The sequence below is a fragment of the Paenibacillus whitsoniae genome (assembly GCF_003955665.1).
Taxonomy (GTDB): Bacteria; Bacillota; Bacilli; order Paenibacillales; family NBRC-103111; genus Paenibacillus_E; species Paenibacillus_E whitsoniae.
Genome location: NZ_RXHU01000059.1, coordinates 40,051 through 59,524, shown reverse-complemented (window position 1 = coordinate 59,524; position 19,474 = coordinate 40,051). Strand labels below are relative to the sequence as shown.

Sequence of the window (19,474 nt, the reverse complement as noted above, 5' to 3'; positions counted from 1 at the left end):
CACCCGCGATGATGCGACGGATCAGTTCAATCTGCTCATCCCGGCTCAGCGCTGGCAGCGGCTCGCTGCGAAAGCCGAATTTCTGCGGATCCATGACCCGCGTCTCATCCCCCCATGGCGTCACGATCCGAATGAGGCTGCTGGCATAGAGGGGCAAATCTTCCGAGCCCTCGATCCCACTGACCAGATACGTCTGCTGAAAGCCCGAGTGCATGGCGATCGGAATGAGCGGCTCCATCGCCTTGCGCGGATGAACGCCAAGAATGACGTTCGTCGAGGAGACCGGATTCAGCACTTTCTCCACCGTATCGATGACTGTTCGCAAGCCCAACTGCTCGCGTACGCCTTTCAAACGGCCAATTGGCGGGCACAGCTGTTCGGTAGACAAAAAACCGATATGTACCTGCTGCAGCATCGCCTGCCATCCCTTAATGGGCACGGTGGTGGCTACGCCCAAGCCTTCGAGCAGTTCTTTCATAACGGTGCCCTGCCGGGTTGTAAACGAAGTGCCGCCGTGCATCACCTGTTTAAAGCCGACAGAAGCTAACAATAAACTGACAGGAAGTGTAACAGGAAAGGTTTGGCGTCCTTCGGCCGGCCCCGCGCAGTTGAGCGAATCTTGTACCGTATTGTACACAGCCGCATGGCTGCGAAACACATCGATAAATGCCTTCGTTTCCTCAAGGGCTTCCCCTTTCATACACAAGGCCATCAAAAACGCCGCACATTGCGCATCGGTCGAGGCTCCGCTCGTCATGTCAGCCGCAGCCTCCCTGGCTTCCTCGTAAGTTAAATTTCGCGTATGCGGCTGCTCTGCACTCATCGCTTGAATCCACCTCTTCACCTGTCTCCCCCCCCTTGCGCGATAACTTAATGTCATAATTATTTACATATAATGATTTTATGATTAAAATGGTAATCCTTTTCAAAGTCAATGTCAAGTATACTAACATATACATTAGGACCCAAAAAAATAAAAGCACCCATCCTCCCGGATAAGTGCTTTTGTCCTATGATTTTTCGTCGAATTCAAACTCGAAATCGCCGATTTGTATCGTTTGTCCATGAACCGCGCCGCGTTTGCGCAATTCGTTGTCCACGCCCATATTGCGCAAAATCCGCGCAAACCGCGCTACGCTGTCCGGCGTACTGAAATTCGTCCGCTTGATCAGCTTCTCAATCGATGGACTGTCAATGACGAACGTCTCGTTCACGCGGCGAATCGAAAACTCATTATCTTCTTCCTTCTCGAAGCGGTATACCTTCCGCTCCTCTTGCTCCGCAACCGCCTCAACTTCCGGCGCCGGTGGAATGCTCTCCACGATATCGGAGATTTTGTACAGCAGTTCTTTGACACCTTCATGCGTTAGCGCCGAAATCGGGTAAATCCCATAGTCTTTGCCCTCCGCAGCAAGCTGCTCTTTGAATAGTGCCAGGTTGTCCTCGGACTCCGGCATATCCATTTTGTTCGCCACAATAATCTGCGGTCGGTTCTCCAGCTTTGCGTTGTACAGCTTGATCTCCTCGTTGATTTTGAGGAAATCGTCGTAAGGATCCCGGCCGTCCGCAGCCGACATGTCTACGACATGCACGAGCACGCGCGTCCGCTCGATGTGACGGAGGAACTCGTGACCAAGGCCGACGCCTTGATGCGCCCCCTCAATCAGCCCCGGCAGATCCGCCATAACGAAGCTGCGGCCATCCCCCACATCAACGACCCCCAAGTTCGGGGTGAGCGTCGTAAAATGATACGCGGCAATCTTCGGCTTCGCTGCGGACACGACCGACAGCAGCGTCGATTTTCCGACGCTCGGGAAGCCCACGAGGCCCACGTCTGCGAGGACCTTCATCTCAAGGACAACCCAGCGTTCTTCGCCCTCCTCGCCGTTCTCGGCAATTTCCGGCGCCGTCATGCGTTGGGTCACAAAACGGGTGTTCCCTCGCCCGCCGCGGCCGCCTTTGGCAACAACGACTTCTTGCCCGTGACGGGTCAAGTCGGCAATGACCATCTGCGAATCGTCGTCGATAATCGTCGTTCCCGGCGGGATCCGCACGATCATGTCCTCGGCGTTCGCACCGTGCTGCGACTTATTGCGCCCCTTCTCACCGCGATCCGCTTTAAAATGCTTCTGGTAGCGGAAATCCACCAGTGTCCGCAAGCCCTCGTCGACGCGGAACACGACGTCGCCGCCGTTACCGCCGTCCCCGCCGGCCGGGCCGCCATCGGGTACATATTTCTCACGGCGAAACGCCACCAACCCGTCGCCGCCGTCGCCGCCTTTTACAAATACTTTTGCCTTATCTACAAACATCATTACACCTCAGCTTATATGCGATAAGGGATGCGAAGAATAATCTCCGCCTCCTCTTCATCTGTTTTCAATTGTTCAAGCTGCACCTGGCCTGTCCCCGAGGCAAACAACTGCCTGATTGTACGCGCCAGGTACTCCTGATCGTAAAGACCTTCATATACGCAATCAAGCAGCAAAGCCTCGTCCTGCCGATCAAATTCCAAGCTCAGCCGCCCCGCTTCGCCTTCCTCCGCCTTCGAGCACGCTTCCACAGCGCCGAATACATCTCGGATTGCATTCTCGATCGCACCTCTCGCTAAAGGCAGTTGGCCGAGATTGATTTCCTGCTCCAGCTCGATATGAACCTCGATACGCTTGGACTCCACGCGCAGCTGCAGGAAGTAAGCGACCAAGGATGGAATGCCCAGCTTGGACAAATTGCTTTCCTGTGCCATTGTCGTTTTTATTTTCTCCATAAGCGGTTTCAAATTATCAAATTTCTTGAGCTGAATATAGCCAAATAAAATTTGCGCATCGTTCATCCAATCGTGCCTGAGCCGATTTACAACCCCAATCAACTTCACATGCGATTGCTGCTCCTGCGTCTTCAAGCGGGAACGCCATATTTCTTCCGCTCGACTCGCTTGCATACTGATGAATGCATATCCGCTTACCAGTGTAAACAGCAGAGCGCCTGCCCGAATCACCCAATGCGGCGCCGCCATCATGCCGATAAGTCCAATTGCCACAAGCGCGCCAAAAAATACTTGTGTCTTGCTCATTTGTTTCATTGTTCGCCGCTCCGTCCTCCCTATTGATAACCGTTCCTCCAGTATACCACGGGGACTGGAAAACTTCACCAATAAACGCGAAAACCTCTGCCCTTGACCAACCGACAGGGGTGTGATCGCAGTTAGAGGCGAGATGCAATCTTTATTGAAAAAAATCCCCGGTGAACGGCCGCTCACCAGGGATTTTCATTACGCTTCTACAGCTGCAGCTACCGGAGCAACGTCAACTGGATATACGCTCACTTTTTTGCGGTCACGGCCAAGACGCTCGAATTTCACGACGCCTGGTACCAAAGCGAACAGGGTGTCGTCGGAACCGATACCCACGTTTGTTCCTGGGTGAATTTTCGTACCGCGTTGACGATACAGAATGCTTCCCGCAGTAACGGTTTGACCGTCAGCACGCTTAGCGCCAAGGCGCTTGGAGTGGGAGTCACGTCCGTTCTTTGTGGAACCTACCCCTTTTTTGGAAGCGAATAACTGGAGATCCAATTTCAACATGGTGTTATCCTCCTTTGTGATAGATTGTTTCAATCGTTATATAGTCACCGTAATTGTCTTCAATCGTCTGTAACATAACGACCATCGATTCTATAATTAGCTGTACTTGACTCCACGTCCCTGAATCGAGTCTTGCGCTGTCGGCAAATGAAATATCCATCAGCCCACGCTCCATCTCATGAATCGGAATCACGCCAGTTAAAGTTTCAATCGAATTGTACGTACCCACGGTAATCGCGGATACAGCGGCGCAGACCAAGTCTTTGCCAGGCACGTCATATTCGGCATGGCCTTCCACGACAAAAGACGTAATCTCTGGGAAATCCGGTGATTGGCGCTCTATGGTCACATAGATCATAAGCTTCGCCTAATTACGCTTGGATTTTCTCAATAACGACTCTTGTGTACGGTTGACGATGACCTTGCTTTTTGTGGTAGTTCTTTTTAGGCTTGTATTTGTATACGATCACTTTCGCGCCTTTGCCGTGTTTTTCCACTTTTGCGGAAACGGAAGCACCAGCAACCAATGGAGCACCTACAGTCAGACCACTCTCTTTGGATACCAGGAATACACGATCGAAGGATACAACCTCACCTTCAGCAGCGTTCAATTTCTCGATGTAAAGAACATCGCCTTCTTGAACTTTGTACTGTTTACCACCTGTTTCAATAATTGCGTACATTTTCATGACCTCCTCATGTCTCAGACTCGCCTTGTCCAGGTGATGAGCAGGATAAGCCATCCTGTCATACTTAAACCCGTTTCGCGCGGTTACAGCATGCCCTTACAACACACTTCGAGTATTATAACACAGTTATAAATTCATATGCAATGCTTTATTTGCGCTTGCGCGTCATTTCCAGCAATCCAAGCTTCGTCCACCCGACGATCGTCGTTTTTGAACGGTCCTTGCGTACGGCCTGCGTCAAGGCAGCCATTACGGCGGCGCGATTCTCTTCCGAACTCATATCGATAAAATCCACGATAATAATGCCGCGAAGGTTGCGGAGCCGCAGCAGCCGCGGGATTTCCATCGCCGCTTCGCGGTTGATGTCCGTCACTGTCTGCTCCAGATCAATGGAGCCGGTATATCGGCCGGTGTTCACGTCGATCACGGTGAGCGCCTCGGTCTGATCGACGATCAGATAGCCGCCGCTCGGCAGCCAGATTTTGCGTCGGAAGCTCTGATTGAGTTCCTCGGTAATGCCGAACTGATCGAACATCGGCGTTTTGCGGTCATAGTACGCGACCCGCCCCCGCCAGCTCGGCAGCTGCTTGCGCAGCAGCCCCTTCATTTCCTCGTAGACGGCCTGCGAGCTAAGCCACACCTCATGCACATCATCGGTAATCACATCCCGCGCCAGCTTCGGAAGCAAGTCCAAATCCTGGTAGAGCTGCGCCGGTGCCGACGCTTCCTCGGCCTTGGCAAGAATCGCACTCCAAAGCTCGCGCAAATTGTTCAAATCGTCGCGAATCGCCTCTTCGCTCTGCCCTAACGCACCCGTTCGAAGGATGACGCCTTCGCCCGGCACCAAATTGCTTTCTGCAAGCAGCTTGAGCCGTTGACGTTCGGCTTCGAGATCGATTTTGCGCGAGACGGCGATATAATCAGCATCTGGCATATACACAACCCAACGCCCTGGAATCGAGACGTGCGTGGATACCCGCGCGCCTTTGGTACCTTGCGGATCTTTCGTCACCTGCACCATAATGTGCTGGCCGACCTGCGCCAGTTCTGTGATGGACGGCTTGATTTTCGGCTGCTTGTCCATATGTACGGGCAAGAGATCGTCTATATAAAGAAAAGCGTTCTTGGTGAGCCCAATATCCACAAAAGCGGCCTGCATGCCGGGAAGCACGTTGACCACGCGCCCCATATAGATGCTGCCAGCGCGCTGCGTATCCAGCGGATACTGCACGTCGTACTCGACCAGCCTGCCGTCCTCCAGCAAAGCGGCTTGCGTCAGATCAGGTGCACAGTGAATGATCAATTGCTTCATAAATCGCGTTCACCTCATCAGCTATTTTACATGAAAAGATCCGAAACTGCACTCCCCGGTTTCTTTCCATCCAAATATCCGCTGACGATCTGCTGCTCCGGCACGACCGCCTGAATGCGCCCCGCCTCGTTAATGATATAAATGAGATGATATTTTTCCCGCATAAAAAGCTTCAGCGTCTCCGCCATCGTTCGCTGCTTCGTAATGACAATCGGCTGTGCCAAAGCGCCGCGGCTGAGAATGAGGCTGACTCTGGGGCCGCGGGCCATCAGAAAGCGAAGGAAGTGATACGGCACCTGCCGGTAGGCGTACCAATTGGACATCAACAGGAAGCCCCCCACCACCAGAATGTTGATGGGCAGCTCGCCTTGAAGCAGTTGAACCCCGGCAAAGCCGATCATCAGCACGCTCAGTACCATGGAAATTACCGCCGAATACACAATCGTGCTATGATACGACACCACGTAGCCGAGCAGACATTGCATCACTTTACCGCCGTCGAGCGGCAACACCGGCAGCAGATTGAACAGCGCGATCATCACGTTTGCATCGATAAAAAAATCCCACCAGTTCGCACTCCCCAGCTCCAGCGACTTCATCAGCAGCGCCGCCCCGATCATCCAGACGTGCTGCAGCGGCCCTGAGAGCGCCACAATCAGCTCCTCTCGGGTTGAAGCAGTCCCCAGTTCATCCACGACCAGAACGCCGCCAAAAGGGAGCAGCTGAACCTCCTGCACGCGCCACCCAAATCCGTTTGCCGCGGTCAAATGACCGAGTTCATGCACAAGCACGATGCCGAACAGGGTTATTGCTTCCATGAAATATCCGGTAAAGGCGGAACCAAGCATAATTAACGTAAACAAAGGATGAAATCGGTACCTAGTCCCCGCCCATTTAATCAAAAGAAATCACATCCGTCGGATTGATCGGCAAACCTTCTTTCGTCAAAGCAAAATACATCGTCCCCTTGGCCGCATTCCGTTCCGACGCTTTGCCGATCGGCTCGCCGACTTTCATCCAGTCGCCGGCGGCAACGGACACCTCGCTCAGCCCGCCATACGTCGATTGCAGTCCGCCAGGATGCCGAATGACCACTGTCATGCCGGTATCCGGCGTTTTTCCGGCAAAAATGACTTGTCCCGTATCCAGCGCGTACACCGGCGCAAATTCCTGGGTGCTCACATTAACGCCTTTATGCGAATTTCCATCATATGGAACGATAATTGTTCCCTTCGCCGGGACATATAACGTGCGCTTCGACGTTGAGACCTTGATCGCCTCGCTGCCTGTCCGGTTCCAGCTCGGAATAAACGACGGCGAACCTCCAAACGTTTCAGTGTACCAAGCGGAAATCGCAGTAAAATCATACGAATCCGTGAGCGCTGAGGCTACGAATTGCTTCCCTTTCTGGGCCCACGGCTGTTGCAGTTGGAACATGCCGTATACGGCCCCGAACAGCGCCGCGCTGATAAAGAGCTTAATCGCGATTTTCCGGGGAGAGGGCGGCCGCAGCAAGCCCGTATCGTCTTCATCTCCGCCGCTGCGGTACAGCTGTCTGTCCATGAGCTGCTTCTGCTTCCAGGCAAACTCCGGATCCTCCATCTTACGGCGCCACTCCGCATCCGCATACAACGGCATATCGGGTTCCCGCGGCGGAGCCAAATATTCAGGCAAACGTACCGGGCCAAGGCCGTAGCTTTGGCGGTGGGCGGCCTCAGACGATTCCCGAATGCTGCGAAGCCGCTCATTCCGCCGTTGTTTCACTTTATCGTTACTCCCCATGGAATCCCCTCCTCACAAACCTTCTCTACAGCGTATGAGCGCGTGGACAAGATTATGTGACGAATCCCCGGCAAAGCGAAAAGAAGGCGCCCCCATCAGCACTTTGGCTGTGAGAGCACCTTCTACTGTGTTATCCGATTCGGTTAAAACAACTCCGGCTCCTTGTCCTGATGAAGCTTCACGCTCATGACGAGCCCGAGCGACAGCATGTTGATCATCAGCGACGTTCCGCCATAACTGACAAAAGGCAGCGTAATCCCCGTGAGCGGCATGACGCCAATCATCATACCGACGTTCTCGAAGATCTGAAACACGAACATCGACACGACGCCCACCACGACATAGGCGCCGCCGACTTGCGCGCTTTGAATCGAAATGAGAATCATGCGATAGATAAGCAAGAAGTAAATCAGCAGCAGCAAGGCGGAGCCCCGGAAACCGAACTCCTCGCCAACGACGACGAAGATGGAGTCCGAATAGGCAAAAGGAATAAAGTTGCTGTGCACTGAGGTGCCATGCAAGAACCCTTCGCCCATCAACCCGCCGGAACCGATCGCCCGAACGGCGTTTCTCACCTGGTAGTTGTCGTCGTCCGACACGTCCTGCGGGTACAAGTACGTATCGATCCGGTCCATCCAGTGACTGAAACCGAAGCCTTTCAGGAAATCGTAGAGGCTCTGATGGAACATTTTGTACAGCGTCAACATCAAAAATCCGAGGCCGACGATGACGACAAGTGAAATAAACACCTGTGAATATTTGATATTGCCGATCCACAGCATTCCGATGAGAATGATAACAAATATAATCGCGTTCCCAAGGTCCGGCTGAATCAGCACCAGAATAAACGGCAGCAGGACGGCGCCGACAACGGGAATGATATCGTCCTTCACGCGCAGCAGCTCGCCGCCGCGCCGCATAAGCAGGGCGGTGATGCACACGATTAGAATCAGCTTGACGAGCTCCGCCGGCTGAAACGTAAGGCCCCCGGGGAGCTCAAACCACCCGCGGGCGCCGTGAATTTTTTTACCGAAAAAATAAACCGCAATAAGCGAAACGATGCCGATGCCGTATAAGTACGGCGCAATGCGGATCAGCACACGATAGTCGAACAGCGAGCAGCCAATGAACGCGACGAGGCTGACGCCGTACAGCACAAGAATTTTGGTAATGGAGATATTAATAGTCGGATGGTCTACTGAGGCGCTATACACCATCATCGTCGAGATCACCATGAAGGCGAACAAAATGACGATGATGGGAATATCCATGTTTTTAAGCTTGGCTAACACCGGACGATCATCCTATTCCCATAAACTTTTTCATGCGTTTGACCCAGCCGGTCTTGTCCTCAAGCTGCATCAGCGGCACCGTATCGCCGATCATCCGTCTCGCAATGTTCCGATATGCGATCGCCGCACGCGCAGACGGATTCATCACCGTAGGCTCCCCCATGTTCGCCGCCTTGATGACATGCTCATCATCCGGCACGATGCCCAGCAGGTCAATCGCCAGAACGGTGCAGATTTCATCGATGTCCAGCATCTCGCCTTTCTTCACCATCATGGGGCGAATCCGGTTGATGACCAGTTTCGGCGCCGAAATGCGCTCATTCTCGAGCAGGCCGATAATGCGATCCGCATCGCGTACGGCTGCGTTCTCAGGCGTTGTGACGACGATCGCCTTGTCCGCACCCGCAACCGCGTTCTTGAACCCTTGCTCGATGCCCGCAGGGCAGTCGATGATGACGAATTCAAAGTCATTTTTGAGTTCCAGAATGATCGCCTTCACTTGCTCCGGCGACACGGCGTGTTTGTCCTTCGTTTGCGCAGCAGGAAGCAAGTAAAGCTCGTCGAACCGCTTATCCTTGATGAGCGCCTGAGGCAAGCGGCAGCGCCCTTCCGCAACGTCAACAAGATCGTAAATAATCCGATTCTCGAGTCCCATGACGACGTCCAGGTTTCTAAGTCCAATATCGGTATCTACCATGCATACTTTTTTGCCCAGAAGTGCCAGTGCAGTACCCAGGTTCGCGGACGTCGTCGTTTTGCCAACGCCGCCTTTCCCTGAGGTGACAACGATTGCCTCTCCCATTTTTCTCACCCCATCCAAAATGTCTTGCTATGATCTATGAATGCCACAATAAGGAGACTTTGCCTGAAAATAGGTCGGTAATTTCGGAAAGCTCCCTAAGTTCGGCGAATTATCCTTGTATCGGTACCGCGGTTTTGATTGGGGAATCAGGCCGAATGCGGTGCAGTTGATGCAGCTTATCAATTTCCATCTTGCCTTCCTTGATGTAGGCGAATTCCATAAAAGCTTCGTCAATCCCCCACTCGTCGGGGGGCCTGGAAATAATGCCGGCGATCCGCAATTGCGTAGGCCGCATATGGGAAGCTGCAACGATCGCTTCTTCGTCGCCTTCGGTTCCCGCATGCGCCATGCCGCGCAGCGAGCCCATGATATAGATATTTCCCGTCGCCGTGATAATGCCCCCGGGGTTCACATCGCCCAAAAAAAGCAAATCCCCCTCATTATGGAGCGTCTGACCTGAACGAATCATCCCCCTGAGTGTCGTCATGGGTGCTGCGGAAAGCTCCGCGGCCGCGTCTTTCGGAGGCTCGCTTTCAATCGATTGAATGAGCAAATTCCCCTTTTGCTTAATGACAGCGCGAATTTCCTCTTTCTGCTCCTCGGTCGCCTCCCGGCTGCCCAGTTTGATACTCACGTGGATGATCGGTCCCGTTAATATTTGTTGATGCGTCTTCTCCAGTTTGTGCTTTAATTCTTGGAGCACATCCTGCCATTCGCACGTATCGTTCAGCAAAAAAACAAGGCCATCCTTGACCCCTTTAATCATTACATGGTGCTTGCTAGCAGACATAGTTTCATGACGACCTCCCAACCCATACATTTCGGCTCTAGTCGTGAATTCTCCTGCTTGCGGGATGGAAAATTATTCTTCACCAGCGGCGGAAGTCTTCCGCCCGCCTTCCAGCAGCTTGCGAATCGGAACATAACAAATGAGCGCAATCAGCAAGTTGAAAAGCACAGTCGGCAGCATGTAATGGGTCAGCGCAAATTGGAAGTCGACCGTAATGAGCTTGAACAGCCGATTAATCCCGTAATTAATGCATTCAAACAGAAACAAACCGATGGTCGTAATGACCAGATTGTAAAAAATCAGATTCGGCTGCCTGCGCTGAACAAGCCCCGCCAAATACCCGGTTAATCCCATGCCGAAGGAATACACACCGAGCATAGCGCCGTAGTACGTAAAATCGTGAAGCAGTCCAAAAACGAGTCCGTAGATTAAAGCGGCATGACGATGATGAAAAAGACCGATAAAAAGTATAAAGACGAGCATCAGATGCGGCGTCACATAGACGCTGGACTGCCAGGCCGCAGGCAGCATCCAGACGATGAGCGAGCCTTGAACAATCAATAAGCCAAGAAGAATGAGCCAGATTACGTGTCGATTCATTTCCGCCGACTCACCTCACTCCACCTTAGGAACTTCAACCACAAACACTTCGCGGATGTGGCTGAATGAAGCTTTCGGCTTCACCATAACTTTGTACGTAATGCCGAATTCCCCAGGTCCGATCGAGGTGATGGTGCCGACCTCAATCCCTTTTGGAAATACTTGGCCAAGCCCCGATGTGATGATCGTATCGCCGACCTTCATGTCGTCCGCATGCTCCACCTTGTTCATCACAAGCTCGCCCGTTTTGGGATCGTACGATTCGATCATGCCGAACGGCTGATTCTCGTTCCCTTTGACCGTAACCGCAATGGCTTTGGAACTGTTATCGGTATCCGTCGTTTCGGTGAGCAGCTGCACGTTAGAGTGGAAGCCGAACACTTTACTGACTCGGCCTACCAGACCGTCGACAGTCATCACCGCCATATTTTCCTTGATGCCGTCCTTATCCCCTAAGTTGATCGTCACGGTGCTGTTGTAAGGATCGGGATCGATGGTGACGACCTCGGCAATCCGGTACGTATAATTGTTCTGCTGACGCTGACGCTCCGTGAAGCCCAACTCTTCCATCAGCCTTTTATTCTGGGCTTCAAGTTCATTAAGCCGCTGCGTATCGCGCGCATATTGCGTCAATGTCAGCTTCAGCGTCTTGTTCTCCTCGTAAATGACGCGAAGCTGACGAATATCTTCAAAGAAGCCCGCGATAGCGGCCGAGGGCCTGTAGAACAGGCCTTGCGTCCATGAAATGGAGTCTTTGACGAATTTCTCCGGCCATGTCATCGGCCCCCGGTTGCCGAGCGTCAGCCCCATTAAAATGAAGAAGCAGACGAGCCCGGACATCAGAAAAAACAGCCTTTTATTTCCCATGAATTTAAACAACGTTGGCACCTTCTAACGATCGATCTTTTAGCCCTTATAGCGGGAACCGGACCCTGATTTGCTTTTGAAAAGATGAATATTCTCCAGGGCTCGGCCCGTACCGATGGCGACGCAATCAAGCGGATTCTCCGCCACCATCACCGGCATTCCCGTCTCCCGCGCGAGCAAGCGATCCAGATTGCGCAGCAAGCCGCCGCCTCCGGTGAGGACGATGCCGCGATCCATAATATCCGCCGAAAGCTCCGGCGGGCACTTCTCCAGCGTCACCTTGACCGCTTCCACAATCGCATTGACCGTATCGGCAAGCGACTCCGTGATTTCGTGCGAAGTGACGCTAAGCGTCTTCGGCAGGCCTGTCAGCAGGTCGCGGCCGCGAATTTCCAGCGATTCTTTCGCTTCGGACGGAAGCGCAGAGCCGATCTCGATTTTCAACGTTTCTGCTGTGCGTTCGCCGATCATCAAGTTATACGTCCGCTTGATGTATTGAATAATGGCTTCGTCCATCTCGTCGCCGGCAATCCGGATCGAACGGGACGTCACGATCCCTCCGAGCGAGATCACAGCCACTTCCGTGGTGCCGCCGCCAATGTCGACGACCATGCTGCCTGTCGGCTCCCACACCGGCAAGTCCGCGCCGATTGCCGCCGCGAACGGTTCTTCGATCGTATACGCTTCCCTAGCGCCCGCTTGCTTCGTCGCATCCTCAACCGCGCGTTTTTCGACAGCCGTGATGCCGGAAGGCACGCAGACCATCACATTCGGATGACGCTTGAACAACCAGCGCTGCTTCTGCGCTTGTCTCAGAAAATAGCGGATCATCGTCGAAGTGGTCTCAAAGTCGGCGATTACCCCGTCCTTCATCGGGCGAATCGCCCGAATATTCCCCGGTGTGCGTCCAATCATCCGTTTGGCGGAGTCGCCAACCGCTTCAATCGTTTTTGTATCAGTACGCAGGGCAACCACCGACGGCTCCCTCACGATAATTCCTTTGCCTTTTACATAAACCAGCGTGTTCGCCGTTCCCAAATCAATACCGAGATCTTTCGTTAATCCTCCGAACATAATAAAAGCTGCTCCTTTCCTATAGCGAGTACTATTATATTACATCAGTCCCTGTTCCTTCAAACTAATGTATCGCTGATCTCCAATAATAACATGATCCAACACGTCAATACCAATAATGCTGCCCGCCTCCACTAACCGCGCAGTCAGGTTCACATCTTCCGGACTCGGCGTCGGATCGCCGCTCGGATGATTATGTACACATACAATCGACGCGGAGCTGCACTTGATGGCCGCCCTGAACACTTCCCGCGGATGCACGATCGAAGCGTTCAGGCTTCCCATAGACAGCGTCTCTTTCGCCAAAATTTGGTTTTTCGTATTCAAAAACAGACAAACAAAATGCTCCTTTTGCAGATACCGCATATCCTCCCTCATGAACTCGGCAATGTCTTTCGGCGACCGGATCGTGGGCCGCACATCAAACGTGCTCCTCGCCAAACGTCGACCAAGCTCGATGCCGGCTTGAATTTGCAGCGCCTTGGCATCCCCGATGCCGCGGATCTGCGTCAGCTGATCTCGGCTCATGTCCACGAGCCCGCGCAGGCCGCCGCATTCGCTCAGCACGCGATTGGCCAAATGAATCGCAGACTCCGATACCGTCCCTGTCCGCAGCAGAATCGCCAACAGTTCGGCGTGGCTGAGCGCCCCGGCGCCATAATTAAGCATTCGTTCCCTCGGGCGATCTTCAGCCGGTACCTCTCGAAGCATAGGTTGCAAAGCTTCCATGTTTCCCCTTCTTCCTTATGTAGATTGTGTTACTTTCCGACGTCCCATTCATATGTAAAAGTCCCTATAATTGCACAAAAACCCCCGGACAATAAGTTCCGAGGGCTTCTAGGACGACGTTTCCGTATGCAATTGTGGCGATTGTTTCGAGCAATCCAAATGTTTCAGCTGTTCCAACATGCCGCCGATCGTCAAACGATCGAAATACTGCTCCATCTGCTTCTCGGCATCGCAAAAAACTTTTCCCATCAATTTATCCATTTTGGACGAAACCACGCAAGGCTTGGAAGCGTCACCGGAACACCAGTTAGGCTTAAGCGTGCCTTGACAAGTGAGTCGGTAAATCTCGCCTAACGTTACGTCCTCCGGCTTGCAGCTGAGGATAAAACCGCCGCCGATGCCTTCTTTCGTGGACACATAGCCGGCTTTCCTCAGAAACCCCATCACTTTGCGGATTCTCGCCGAGTGCGTGGAAACGTTCGCCGCAATTTCCTCGCTTGTCGCCATATGGTCTGGTAGATGGGCCAATAAAACAAGACTGTGAACCGCTATCGTAAATTCACTATTCAAGGGAATGCACCTCCCTGAGATGTGTTGACATGTCGCTTACTGTCATTGTACTCGTTACAGATAGGACAGTCAATGCACCTTCAAAGGATTGGTGTCAATTCCGCACAATCGTCACAGAACCGCAATCCCGAACTCTAACAGCATGTCGCTAAGAAGCGCTAACGGCAAGCCTACAACGGTAAAATAATCCCCTTCAATGCCGCTGATGATCGTCGCTCCGATTCCTTGAATCGCGTACGATCCCGCTTTGTCCCGCGGCTCGCCAGTCGCAATGTAACGATCGATTTGCTCGTCCGTCATCGGCTTCATCCGAACATGCGTCATCGAATGGGATACGATGTGTCTCCCCGTTGCCGCATCGACGCAAGCAACGCCGCTGTACACCTGATGCGTATTCCCCTGCAGTGCCTTCAACATACGGTGTGCATCCTTTTCATCGACCGGCTTGCCCAGAATCTCGTCTTGAAGCACAACGATCGTATCGGAACCGATGATGACACCGTGGCGCTCGTCCACGCTCAGCATGTCTCGAACTGTGGCGGCTTTGCGCAGCGAAAGCGTCTCAACGAACTGCGCAGGCGACATTTTTTGCGCGACGGTCTCATCTGCGTCGCTGACACGAATGATATAAGGAAGACCGAAAGATTGGATAAGCTCCTGTCTTCGCGGGGAAGAGGAAGCTAAGATAAGTCTGTTAGTCACCGTAACACAACTCCCGATTTGCAAATTTTGTCTAAAAAATTCCGAGATAAATGTCGAAATAACGTTATAGTTTTCGATAGAGGAAAAACCCGCCGACGAGCCCTAGAATACTGCAAAGGTTCAGTCGAATCATCAGGTCAATATCATACTTGATGACTTGCAGATCGGCTTTGGGCTGCCAAGTAATCGGAACCGACTTTGTGAGAAACGACAGCGCAGGTACCGGGGCCAGCAATTGCCCGACAATGATGCCGGTAATTAAGCCGATGATAAGAAAAATGATTAACGTAATCGTGCCTTTTTTCATTGCTGCCATCCTCTCTATTATGTACAAGCCTATTATACGGGCAGCCACCTCTTTTTTCCATGCCCAAAAATGCGCGCTGCCGTTTCTTACCTGCTTACAGCGCCGCCCGTTCCTAGTAAGATAAATACCGGAGGTATCTCATCATGAATTTTCGATCTATCATCCTGCTTTCCATGGTTCTGCTGACCGTCCTTTTCCCCCAATCTGCATTCGCTTACAAAGTCGTGCTGGATCCCGGCCACGGCGGCAAAGATTCCGGAGCGGTCGGCGTCAATGGCCTGAAGGAGAAAGATGTCAACCTGGACATTACACTAAAATTAAAACAAGCTTTGCTTGACCGCGGCTATGAAGTCGTGCTGACGCGGACCGACGATACATTCTTGTCTCTCGCTGAGCGTGTGCAATACACAACCGAGCAAAAAGCGGATTTCTTCGTTTCCATTCACGCCAACGCCAATCCGGGCTCGAGCGCTAAGGGCTCGATGGTCCTCTACTATGACAACGCCTATCCGCAAGAGGATTATCCTGCGAGTGCCGCGATGGAGAAGCTGACGCCTTACAGCAAGGATTTGGCACAAAAGGTGTTGGACAGCCTGGTCGGTGCTGCGGGCACCAAAGATCTCGGGCTTGTGCCGAGCGCCGTTTACGTCGCGCGCATGGGTGAAATCCCGAGCATCCTCGTCGAGACAGCGTTTCTCTCCAATAAAAGTGATGCCGCACTGCTCGCCGACGACGCAGTACGCCTGCGCATGGCGACTGGCATCGCAGACGGCATCAGCGCCTACGCGCCGCCCGTGTTCACCGACCTGCTCGGCCACTGGTCCCGCGACGCCGTACTGCGCATGAAAGGCAAGGGCGTCATCGACGGTATCGGCGGCAACCGCTATGAGCCGAATCGCGCGCTGACGCGCGCCGAATTCCTCACGCTGATGGACCGCGTGTTCAAGCTGGACTCCCTTCCGGCCTCCTGCGCGTACAGCGGCAGCGTGACCGGAAGCGTCTACGGCAGTGCTTGCCAGCCCGCGCCGGCGCTGAGCTTTAAAGATTTGCCCGCCACGCACTGGGCGAGCGCGGTGTTCACCAAAGCCAGCAAGCTGAACTTGCTGCAAGGGTACCCGGACGGCACGATCCGTCCGAACCAGGCGATTACGCGCGGCGAAGTCGCGTACTTGTTCGAGCGCCTGCTGGCGGAATCGGCGGGCACAAAGCCGACGGTGGCGGCGCCGAAGAACGCCGGCTTTACGGACGTGCCTGCAACCTTATGGAGCGCACCGGCCATCTATGCGTTAAAGAGCAAGGGAATCATCAACGGCTACACCGACACGGAATTTTATCCGGATCAAAGGATGACCCGGGCGGAGGCCGCCGCTTTGATTGACCGGTATATGAGCAAGTAAAGAAAAAGCCTGCAAAAGCAGGCTTTTTCTTTACTTTTTCTCTGAAATTTAACAATTCCAGAGAACCCCTTTCCTAAGAATAAAAAAAAGGGCTTAACTAAATAATACCATCAAGACTGTTTCACTTGGAGAGGGTTTAGGCAGTGAATAACTTTCGTAACAAATATAGAAATCGTTATTATCTAGCCAACGTCACCACGTTCGGTACAATCCAGCTTCACCAACGAAACCCCTTGATTATTGCCTTATGGTCAGTTGCGTTCCCTGGATTCGGGCATTTCTTAGTCCACAAATTTGTTACTGGGTTTGCCTTGTTTTTTTGGGAATTTTATATTAACCAGGTTACCCATTTAAATTCAGCCATTATCTATTCAATTAACGGAAATATTGACGAAGCAAAATCTGTTTTAAATGAAAAGTATATTTACCTCTATATCCCCGTGTATTTATTTGCAATTTGGGACAGTTACCGAACGGCTGTCGATGAAAACAAGATTCATCTGTTGGCTCGAAGGGAAAATGCCAAATTTCCCACTTTATCGATAAGCCCTTTCCAAATGAACTATTTAGACAAAAAAAGTCCTTGGATTGCTTTGATTTGGTCAATGACAATTCCAAGTCTTGGTCAACTCTATATACACCGAATCGTAGCCGCTGCATTGACGCTAATAATGACCTTAATTATTGTCATTAATTCGAACATGGTCGAAGCGCTGCACTACTTTTTGCTTGGAAACCTACCGGTGACCAAAGAGGTTCTAGGAGCTCAGTGGCTCCTTTACTTTCCTTCTATTTATTTCTATGGTCTCTATGATTCCTACAGCAATGCAGTAGAGCTTTCAAAGTTGTTTGATTGTGAACAAGCGGATTATTTGAAAAGAGAGTACCAATCCCCCAGTTTTGTTTTACACAAAGGAGAAAAAATCTAGTGGACATCCAGTTCTTTTCTACATTTCAGCATTCACACTATATCGAACTTGCCATTAGTAAACTGAAAGAAAATGAAATCACCGACATCTACGCTGTTCCTCTTGATGAACGTTCAGTGAATACAAAACTCATAGATGCCATGCACGGTACAGACGGAACCTCGCTAGTCGATATTGGGCTAGTCCTGGCTATGATGGGCGGAACGATCGGGGTCGCCAGAGGCTTTGTTCTCCACTGGGGTCCCGTTTATTGGGGGCTGATTGGAGCTTTGGGCGGGTTCACTCTTGGTTTTCTATACGATTTAATTAAAACCGTAATAAAACGAAAAAAGCTCAGAACAGTGAAGACTAAGCTGGCCCAAGTTATTTTAATTGTCCAGTGTACGAATGAGAAATCTCAATTTGTTGAGCAAACCCTTTGGGGGAGCTTGGCACTCGGTGTTGCTAAAACACGGATGCATCCGACTCCCACGCAGGTTGATCCATGAGCAACCCTTCTTACCAAAAAGCAGCAAACCCAGCACGCATAAAGCGACCGGGCTTGCTGTTTTTTTGTTAAGTTCCGATCAAGCTCAGCAGCGCCTTCTCTGCGAGAATGTACTGCATAAGCGAGGACTGCGCTTGCCAAAGCATCGCTTGCGAAGGAGCTTTCTTGTACTCCTCCAGGGATTGTACGGCGCTGTTCATGGCGGTTGTCATCTTTTGAATGGACGACTTGGCGTTCGGTTCGTCCCCATCGGTGAGCGCAGCAGACATCGTAATGAGCGTCTGATGCGACGTGCGGATCGTCTTCATCGAGTCATCGCCGATGGCCGTCGGCTTCGTTTCGGCCAGGTGCACGACCGTCAGTCCGGAGATCGTATTCACCAGCTTATCGCCTTCCGCAATAAAGCTTGGCACGGATTCCGGCTTCGCGCCGGACCAACGGATGCTGGTCATCGCCGGAAAGTCGACGTTTTTCAAATAGACTTCAATCGACTTGTCGGCAGCCTGAACTTGCTGCTTCAGGACGTTCGCGTCATCGCGTGTCTTGCCAAAACCGACGAACACCGTCATTTTATCCGAAGTATCAAGCGCCGTCGCCAACCCCTTCTTGCTCATCGTGTCCTGCAGCGCCTTCGCGCCTTGAAGCGAGCTGAATACGCCGTTTTGCAGAAAGGTGTACGATTTGGCCGGTATTTGCACAGCCGTTGACGGCAGGGCTGATGTGGCGGTAACCGCCGCTGCCTCTCCCGTCGGCTTCGCGCCTGCTTGTACGCTCGGCGCCGGCGAAGCGACGGTGTTCGTGATGGTGACGCCGCCCGGAACTTCCCGATCGGAGGAGAACATGGATAGTACGAAGAAGCCAAAAGCAATGCCGGTCACAACGGCCCCCGCAACCGAAGTCGCGATTCGGAACCACGGGGTTCCGGACGATTTGGTGTAGCGAATGCCGGGACCGGGCTCGGGATACGGCTCGCGCGCGCGCCAATCGTGCTCCATGGGCTCATAAGGGCTTGTTCTTTCCGGGTGATCCATTCTGGTTGGATGCGGCTGTCTAGGATAATCATGCTGCGGCGAGAACGGCGGCTGAGGCTGATCGTGCTGCGATAACGGCAACAGCGGTGATCGCGCCGCTTCCTTATCCCCGCCATCCCGCGCTTGCTGCGAATCGCGAATGATACGCTCGACACGCTCGCCCTCCGTCTCGAACGGGCTGTTCCAGCTGCCGAAGTCGGTCGTAAACGTATTCAGCGCATGCGATTCGAATAAGCTTTCCACTTGCTCCCGCTCCGCCTGCTGGTAAGGCGTGACGCCCCCAGGCTCCTCTTCTCTTTTCGTTTCTATCACTTGAAACTCTTCTTGATAGAGCGGAATGACCGTTTCCTCCGCTTGCTGCACTCTGGTCGCTCTTCGCTCGGATTCCGCTCTTTCTTTCGGATCGAATCGGTACGTAATTCTCGCTTTGCTCATACTATCCACACACTCCTCGCAGCCTGTATTGGGATCAGGGACGCACTGCCCTTCATCTTGTCCAAATCTTCTGTTACTAGAGTATGAGAGTTGTCG

General features: G+C 52.5%; 23 protein-coding genes and 1 other annotated feature. Of the genes, 3 read left to right on the top strand and 20 right to left on the bottom strand.

What is annotated here, in order from left to right:
• From EJQ19_RS19615 to EJQ19_RS19525, 19 genes are all read right to left on the bottom strand, one after another.
• Positions 1-844 (bottom strand): anthranilate phosphoribosyltransferase (locus tag EJQ19_RS19615; RefSeq protein WP_164716636.1); only part of this gene is annotated, 844 nt, incomplete at its 3' end.
• A 166-nt stretch (positions 845-1,010) separates the two neighbouring features.
• The gene (obgE, locus tag EJQ19_RS19610) at positions 1,011-2,312 is read right to left on the bottom strand and encodes a GTPase ObgE (RefSeq protein WP_126142936.1); all 1,302 of its coding nucleotides are present in this window, start codon (positions 2,310-2,312) and stop codon (positions 1,011-1,013) included.
• Between the two features lie 14 nt (positions 2,313-2,326).
• Positions 2,327-3,082: a Spo0B domain-containing protein gene (locus EJQ19_RS19605; protein ID WP_241242993.1), complete on the bottom strand. Its 756-nt coding sequence runs from the start codon at positions 3,080-3,082 to the stop codon at positions 2,327-2,329.
• Positions 3,083-3,271: 189 nt separating this feature from the next.
• Positions 3,272-3,583, bottom strand: coding sequence for a 50S ribosomal protein L27 (gene rpmA, locus EJQ19_RS19600; RefSeq protein ID WP_126142927.1), 312 nt, complete (start codon positions 3,581-3,583; stop codon positions 3,272-3,274).
• A gap of 4 nt (positions 3,584-3,587) precedes the next feature.
• Positions 3,588-3,941, bottom strand: coding sequence for a ribosomal-processing cysteine protease Prp (locus EJQ19_RS19595; RefSeq protein ID WP_126142926.1), 354 nt, complete (start codon positions 3,939-3,941; stop codon positions 3,588-3,590).
• Between the two features lie 13 nt (positions 3,942-3,954).
• Positions 3,955-4,266 (bottom strand): 50S ribosomal protein L21, encoded by a 312-nt coding sequence (rplU, locus tag EJQ19_RS19590; protein ID WP_126142925.1) that lies wholly within the window; start codon positions 4,264-4,266, stop codon positions 3,955-3,957.
• A 12-nt stretch (positions 4,267-4,278) separates the two neighbouring features.
• Positions 4,279-4,367 (bottom strand) — a sequence feature (ribosomal protein L21 leader region).
• 53 nt (positions 4,368-4,420) lie between these two features.
• A complete protein-coding gene (locus EJQ19_RS19585; RefSeq protein WP_126142924.1) occupies positions 4,421-5,584 on the bottom strand; it encodes an Rne/Rng family ribonuclease in 1,164 nt (387 codons plus the stop codon).
• A gap of 26 nt (positions 5,585-5,610) precedes the next feature.
• Positions 5,611-6,402, bottom strand: a complete 792-nt coding sequence (locus EJQ19_RS19580; RefSeq protein WP_241242992.1) for a M50 family metallopeptidase — start codon at positions 6,400-6,402, stop codon at positions 5,611-5,613.
• A 76-nt stretch (positions 6,403-6,478) separates the two neighbouring features.
• Positions 6,479-7,366, bottom strand: a complete 888-nt coding sequence (locus EJQ19_RS19575) for a M23 family metallopeptidase (RefSeq protein ID WP_126142923.1) — start codon at positions 7,364-7,366, stop codon at positions 6,479-6,481.
• Positions 7,367-7,509: 143 nt separating this feature from the next.
• Positions 7,510-8,658 (bottom strand): FtsW/RodA/SpoVE family cell cycle protein, encoded by a 1,149-nt coding sequence (locus tag EJQ19_RS19570; RefSeq protein WP_126142922.1) that lies wholly within the window; start codon positions 8,656-8,658, stop codon positions 7,510-7,512.
• Between the two features lie 7 nt (positions 8,659-8,665).
• Positions 8,666-9,460 (bottom strand): septum site-determining protein MinD, encoded by a 795-nt coding sequence (minD, locus tag EJQ19_RS19565; protein WP_126142921.1) that lies wholly within the window; start codon positions 9,458-9,460, stop codon positions 8,666-8,668.
• A gap of 109 nt (positions 9,461-9,569) precedes the next feature.
• Positions 9,570-10,250 carry a septum site-determining protein MinC gene (gene minC, locus EJQ19_RS19560; RefSeq protein ID WP_126142920.1) on the bottom strand — a complete coding sequence of 227 codons (681 nt, stop codon included), beginning with the start codon at positions 10,248-10,250 and terminating at the stop codon, positions 9,570-9,572.
• 72 nt (positions 10,251-10,322) lie between these two features.
• On the bottom strand, positions 10,323-10,850 hold the full coding sequence (gene mreD, locus EJQ19_RS19555) for a rod shape-determining protein MreD (RefSeq protein ID WP_126142919.1): 528 nt from the start codon (positions 10,848-10,850) through the stop codon (positions 10,323-10,325).
• A 15-nt stretch (positions 10,851-10,865) separates the two neighbouring features.
• A complete protein-coding gene (gene mreC, locus EJQ19_RS19550; protein ID WP_241242991.1) occupies positions 10,866-11,729 on the bottom strand; it encodes a rod shape-determining protein MreC in 864 nt (287 codons plus the stop codon).
• Positions 11,730-11,756: 27 nt separating this feature from the next.
• Complete coding sequence (locus tag EJQ19_RS19545) at positions 11,757-12,791, bottom strand: rod shape-determining protein (RefSeq protein ID WP_126142918.1); 1,035 nt, start codon at positions 12,789-12,791, stop codon at positions 11,757-11,759.
• Positions 12,792-12,830: 39 nt separating this feature from the next.
• A complete protein-coding gene (radC, locus tag EJQ19_RS19540) occupies positions 12,831-13,520 on the bottom strand; it encodes a RadC family protein (protein WP_126142917.1) in 690 nt (229 codons plus the stop codon).
• A 108-nt stretch (positions 13,521-13,628) separates the two neighbouring features.
• Entirely contained in the window at positions 13,629-14,090 is a 462-nt protein-coding gene (locus EJQ19_RS19535; protein WP_126142916.1) for an RrF2 family transcriptional regulator, read from the bottom strand.
• Positions 14,091-14,201: 111 nt separating this feature from the next.
• A complete protein-coding gene (locus EJQ19_RS19530) occupies positions 14,202-14,792 on the bottom strand; it encodes a Maf family protein (protein WP_126142915.1) in 591 nt (196 codons plus the stop codon).
• 64 nt (positions 14,793-14,856) lie between these two features.
• The gene (locus tag EJQ19_RS19525) at positions 14,857-15,099 is read right to left on the bottom strand and encodes a DUF4321 domain-containing protein (protein WP_126142914.1); all 243 of its coding nucleotides are present in this window, start codon (positions 15,097-15,099) and stop codon (positions 14,857-14,859) included.
• A 143-nt stretch (positions 15,100-15,242) separates the two neighbouring features.
• Between EJQ19_RS19525 and EJQ19_RS19520 the strand changes: the two genes are divergently transcribed.
• The 3 genes from EJQ19_RS19520 (at position 15,243) to EJQ19_RS19510 (ending at position 17,913) form a co-directional block, all read left to right on the top strand.
• Positions 15,243-16,496, top strand: coding sequence for an N-acetylmuramoyl-L-alanine amidase (locus tag EJQ19_RS19520; RefSeq protein ID WP_126142913.1), 1,254 nt, complete (start codon positions 15,243-15,245; stop codon positions 16,494-16,496).
• 143 nt (positions 16,497-16,639) lie between these two features.
• Positions 16,640-17,425 (top strand): hypothetical protein, encoded by a 786-nt coding sequence (locus EJQ19_RS19515; RefSeq protein WP_126142912.1) that lies wholly within the window; start codon positions 16,640-16,642, stop codon positions 17,423-17,425.
• A complete protein-coding gene (locus EJQ19_RS19510) occupies positions 17,425-17,913 on the top strand; it encodes a hypothetical protein (RefSeq protein ID WP_241242990.1) in 489 nt (162 codons plus the stop codon). The genes EJQ19_RS19515 and EJQ19_RS19510 overlap by 1 nt, the downstream gene beginning before the upstream one ends.
• A gap of 67 nt (positions 17,914-17,980) precedes the next feature.
• Here EJQ19_RS19510 and EJQ19_RS19505 read toward each other — a convergent pair whose 3' ends face one another.
• Positions 17,981-19,378 carry an SPOR domain-containing protein gene (locus EJQ19_RS19505; protein ID WP_126142911.1) on the bottom strand — a complete coding sequence of 466 codons (1,398 nt, stop codon included), beginning with the start codon at positions 19,376-19,378 and terminating at the stop codon, positions 17,981-17,983.
• Between the last annotated feature and the right edge of the window lie 96 nt (positions 19,379-19,474).

Excerpts from the sequence above, each read along its gene's own strand:
- obgE (WP_126142936.1), bottom strand. The coding sequence starts at position 2,312 with ATGTTTGTAGATAAGGCAAAAGTATTTGTAAAAGGCGGCGACGGCGGC.
- EJQ19_RS19605 (WP_241242993.1), bottom strand. The coding sequence starts at position 3,082 with ATGAAACAAATGAGCAAGACACAAGTATTTTTTGGCGCGCTTGTGGCA.
- rpmA (WP_126142927.1), bottom strand. The coding sequence starts at position 3,583 with ATGTTGAAATTGGATCTCCAGTTATTCGCTTCCAAAAAAGGGGTAGGT.
- EJQ19_RS19595 (WP_126142926.1), bottom strand. The coding sequence starts at position 3,941 with ATGATCTATGTGACCATAGAGCGCCAATCACCGGATTTCCCAGAGATT.
- rplU (WP_126142925.1), bottom strand. The coding sequence starts at position 4,266 with ATGTACGCAATTATTGAAACAGGTGGTAAACAGTACAAAGTTCAAGAA.
- EJQ19_RS19585 (WP_126142924.1), bottom strand. The coding sequence starts at position 5,584 with ATGAAGCAATTGATCATTCACTGTGCACCTGATCTGACGCAAGCCGCT.
- EJQ19_RS19580 (WP_241242992.1), bottom strand. The coding sequence starts at position 6,402 with ATGGAAGCAATAACCCTGTTCGGCATCGTGCTTGTGCATGAACTCGGT.
- EJQ19_RS19575 (WP_126142923.1), bottom strand. The coding sequence starts at position 7,366 with ATGGGGAGTAACGATAAAGTGAAACAACGGCGGAATGAGCGGCTTCGC.
- minD (WP_126142921.1), bottom strand. The coding sequence starts at position 9,460 with ATGGGAGAGGCAATCGTTGTCACCTCAGGGAAAGGCGGCGTTGGCAAA.
- minC (WP_126142920.1), bottom strand. The coding sequence starts at position 10,250 with ATGTCTGCTAGCAAGCACCATGTAATGATTAAAGGGGTCAAGGATGGC.
- mreD (WP_126142919.1), bottom strand. The coding sequence starts at position 10,850 with ATGAATCGACACGTAATCTGGCTCATTCTTCTTGGCTTATTGATTGTT.
- EJQ19_RS19545 (WP_126142918.1), bottom strand. The coding sequence starts at position 12,791 with ATGTTCGGAGGATTAACGAAAGATCTCGGTATTGATTTGGGAACGGCG.
- radC (WP_126142917.1), bottom strand. The coding sequence starts at position 13,520 with ATGGAAGCTTTGCAACCTATGCTTCGAGAGGTACCGGCTGAAGATCGC.
- EJQ19_RS19525 (WP_126142914.1), bottom strand. The coding sequence starts at position 15,099 with ATGAAAAAAGGCACGATTACGTTAATCATTTTTCTTATCATCGGCTTA.
- EJQ19_RS19520 (WP_126142913.1), top strand. The coding sequence starts at position 15,243 with ATGAATTTTCGATCTATCATCCTGCTTTCCATGGTTCTGCTGACCGTC.
- EJQ19_RS19505 (WP_126142911.1), bottom strand. The coding sequence starts at position 19,378 with ATGAGCAAAGCGAGAATTACGTACCGATTCGATCCGAAAGAAAGAGCG.